Genomic DNA, 3,448 nt, shown 5'->3' with positions numbered 1-3,448 from the left:
GCAATCTTCATTCAATAGGCAGCTACTCCATTGCGGGCGCGGCCTAACAATTCATTCAAGCCGACGCCGCTTCGCGGCGCGGCTTAATTCAGGCGTTAGGGCGCTGCAAAAGCTGCTTCCGCAGCTGCGCCGGGCGAAGCGCCGGGGCAACTCGCCGGCCGATTCTTCCGCTGGGTTCCTGGCGGTCGGCGCCGGCTTCGCCAACCGGTTCGTGCCGGCCTCAGTATCGGGGTGCACCCGTGGCTTCTCGCGGCAGCAGACCCTCCAGCATTCTCGCCGGTTGCAGCGTTTCCTTGCGGCCGCATCGGGTTGCGCGCAGGCGGCTAGGCTCTCGGACGGCACAGGCAGCTGCGGACAGCGGCGCACCGTGCGCTGGCGCGCCCCGCTGGCGTCGTTTTCTGCTACCTTGCGCCCTAACTGTTCGTCCAAGCCGACGCCGCTTCGCGGCGCGGCTTAACTCAGGTGTTAGGCCTACTTATGAAACCTCTCGTGATCCCACCAGCGGCGCAACGCGACGAATCAGCTAGGCAGCTCATCAGTGCTTGGGCTGCGGAGAAAGGCCTGCATTGCACGCTCAACATTGGCATGTGGCACAACAGCGGTCGTGATGAGCCGGCGTCTTGGGGGATCCTGCTCTCAGATCTGGCGCGTCATGCAGCCAACGCCTTGCAAGAAGAGTATGGCCTTGACTCCGGAGACACGCTCGCCCGCATCCGCCAAGCGTTTGACATGGAGCTAGCTGATCCAACGTCTGATACGACTGGCGCGTTCAATCACGGTCATTCGTAGGCCTAACAATTCGTTCAAGCCGAGTCCGCTTCGCGGCCTCGGCAAAGGCCCGTAAGATGGTGCCTCTGCCGGCGGCCGCTACGCTCCCCGGCTTAACTCAGGCGTTAGCCGGCCCCCATCCCCAACCGTTCGGGCGAGTTCGAAGATGCCAAGCGACACCCCCCGCAACATAGAGCTCTTCAACCGTATCGTCGTCTTGCTGCTCGCCAAGCTCTACGAGAGCTTTCCTGTTCCTGTCACCATTGAGTCAGGTCAGCTTGGAGCTGAGGCAACAGAAGGTTTCACTGAGGACGAGGAGGAGATTTTTCACGCCGTGGTTTCCGTCGCGCATGAGACAGCCTTGTTCTTGCGGGAGGAGGGATTGCTCTCGTTTCAGGGCGACGTCAATCTTCTCGACGGCAAGTTGCATTCGGCGAGATTGACGATGAAGGGCCTCGCTCTTTTGGGGAGGGTTCCTGAGCAAATCGATGCCAGTGCGAGAGGCGAGAGTCTTGGCTCACAAATCCGAGCAGCAGCTAATCGCGGTGCCTCCGACTACTTGGCCAGCCTTGTTGGCCAGGTCGTCGGCGCATCGGTAGGCGCGGGTTGGCGTGCTTTTTCGGCCGGCTAACATTTCGCTCAAGCGGACCAATCAATCGCTTCGCGATTGATGTGGCCGCTTAGCTCAGGCGTTAGGCATGCCAAGACAGTACACCGCAATTCATAGTTTCGGTTTGCTCGTTGCCACAGCCACGCTGGTTGGCTGCAAGAGCTCGGAGGCGCAGCCTGTAACCTACGAGCGCGCGTTAGAGATCAGCCGTGAGGTTGCACAAAAGCACGGGTACGATTTGGGCAAGTACAGGCTAGACACATTCGGCGACCCAGCCGCTGAAAAGGGTAAGTGGTTAATTGTCTATTTGTGCGGCCCGAAGCCGGCGACACCTGGCTGTAGCTTTATGGTTGTAGTCGATCGCAAGACTGGCAATACTGCGGTGCATCCAGGGGAGTAGGCGGCATGCCTAACAATTCATTCAAGCCGACGCCGCTTCGCGGCGCGGCTTAACTCAGGTGTTAGGGCGCTGCAAAAGCTACTTCCATCGCTACGCCGGGCGATGCGCCGGTGCAACTCGCCAGCAGATTCCTCCGCTGGGTTTCTGACGGTCGGCGCCGGCTTCGCCAACCGGTTCGTGCCGGCCTCAGCATCGGGGTGCGCCCGTGGCTTCTCGCGGCAGCAGACCCTCCAACACTCTCGCCCCGTTGCAGCGTTTCCTTGCGGCAGCATCGGGTTGCGCGTAGGCGGCTCTGCTCTCGGACTGGACAGGCAACTGCGTGCGGCTTGCTTGCGTGCGCTCGCGCGCCCCGCTGGCGTCGTTTTCTGCTACCTTGCACCCTAACTGTTCGTCCAAGCCGACGCCGCTTCGCGGCGCGGCTTAACTCAAGCGTTAGGGGCCAACTGGAGATGATAGGCATGTGGTTACTGCTTGCCGCCGCTGCGAGTGCTTCAGCCGCCGTCAGCGAACCATTGCACTACAAATCCGTTACGGAAACGGAGTACGCGATCGAGTTGGTCTTGGAGTCAAATGGACCAGCGCACTTTACCTTCGACTTATGGGAAGCCGATGATTCCGCACCAGCAAGTCATGAGGAGCTAGCCGGAACTTGGGCGCAGCAAGGCTCCCGCATTACGATTAACCTCGCATCCGGAGCCAATGTTACTTACCAACTGGTGCAGTGTTTGTCATATCAAGAGTTTGGACAGACCGGTTGCTCTCCTGGTCTTAAGCTCGTAAACTCGGGGCTCTCCGCCCACTATGGCCTGCAACGGTTCGGGCTATGGGATGCGCGCTTCCTGCGTGTTGGACCCTAACAATTCATTCAAGCCGACGCCGCTTCGCGGCGCGGCTTAACTCAGGTGTTAGGCCGCATGGGCTTCCCGGTCAGTGGAGTAGTTCGCATCGTGGTGGATCACGTGCTCCGGCTCTTTTCTGCACTGGCTCGCGGTTGCGCCCGGATGGTGTCGCGGCAGCTGGGCACCGTGGCTTCCTCGCTCCAGACAGCGTTTCCCGCGGACTCTTCGCCGGGCGCTCGGTTCTGGTCGGCTTTCGGGCCGCGGCGTTGGGGCGCTCTCGTCTACCCATTGCTGTCGCGCCGCGCTACAGTGCGGCCTAACAATTCGTCCAAGCCGACGCCACTTCGTGGCGCGGCTTAACTCAGGGGTTAGGGCGCTGGAAAAGCTGCTTCCGCAGCTGCACCGGGAGAAGCGCCGGCGCAACTCGCCCGCCGATTCTTCCGCTGGGTTTCTGGCGGTCGGCGCCGGCTTCGCCAACCGGCTCGTGCCGGCCTCAGCATCGGGGTGCGCCCACGGCTTCTCGCGGCAGCAGACCCTCCAGCACTCTCGCCGGTTGCAGCGTTTCCTTGCGGCTGCATCGGGTTGCGCACAGGCGGCTCGGCTCTCGGACGGTACAGGCAACTGCGTGCGCCCCCTCGCGTGCGCTGGCGCGCCCCGCTGGTGTCGTTTTCTGCTACCTTGCGCCCTAACTGTTCGTCCAAGCCGACGCCACTTCGTGGCGCGGCTTAACTCAGGTGTTAGGCCCCCATGGCAGCAGCAATGTTACCCCGCACAACCAGAGGCTGGTCCCGCCTGCTTGGTGTGCTGGCTGTCGTTCTTCCCATGGTCTTT

General features: G+C 61.7%; 3 protein-coding genes. All 3 read left to right on the top strand.

Translation table 11 applies throughout. From position 1 onward, the window contains the following. The first annotated feature begins 477 nt into the window (after positions 1-477). The 3 genes from EDC34_RS12120 (at position 478) to EDC34_RS12110 (ending at position 2,635) form a co-directional block, all read left to right on the top strand. Positions 478-789: a DUF5076 domain-containing protein gene (locus tag EDC34_RS12120; RefSeq protein ID WP_114961105.1), complete on the top strand. Its 312-nt coding sequence runs from the start codon at positions 478-480 to the stop codon at positions 787-789. A gap of 145 nt (positions 790-934) precedes the next feature. Further along, a complete protein-coding gene (locus tag EDC34_RS12115) occupies positions 935-1,399 on the top strand; it encodes a hypothetical protein (RefSeq protein WP_114961104.1) in 465 nt (154 codons plus the stop codon). 837 nt (positions 1,400-2,236) lie between these two features. Continuing rightward, positions 2,237-2,635, top strand: a complete 399-nt coding sequence (locus tag EDC34_RS12110; RefSeq protein ID WP_132982906.1) for a hypothetical protein — start codon at positions 2,237-2,239, stop codon at positions 2,633-2,635. Positions 2,636-3,448: the final 813 nt, after the last annotated feature.

This window comes from Thermomonas haemolytica (assembly GCF_004346265.1).
In the GTDB taxonomy this organism is placed as follows: Bacteria; Pseudomonadota; Gammaproteobacteria; order Xanthomonadales; family Xanthomonadaceae; genus Thermomonas; species Thermomonas haemolytica.
The sequence above is the reverse complement of the archived record's forward strand: the minus strand, read 5'-3'. Positions and strand labels throughout refer to the sequence as shown.

Coding starts and splice junctions, on each gene's coding strand:
- EDC34_RS12120 (WP_114961105.1), top strand. CDS start 478: ATGAAACCTCTCGTGATCCCACCAGCGGCGCAACGCGACGAATCAGCT.
- EDC34_RS12115 (WP_114961104.1), top strand. CDS start 935: ATGCCAAGCGACACCCCCCGCAACATAGAGCTCTTCAACCGTATCGTC.
- EDC34_RS12110 (WP_132982906.1), top strand. CDS start 2,237: ATGTGGTTACTGCTTGCCGCCGCTGCGAGTGCTTCAGCCGCCGTCAGC.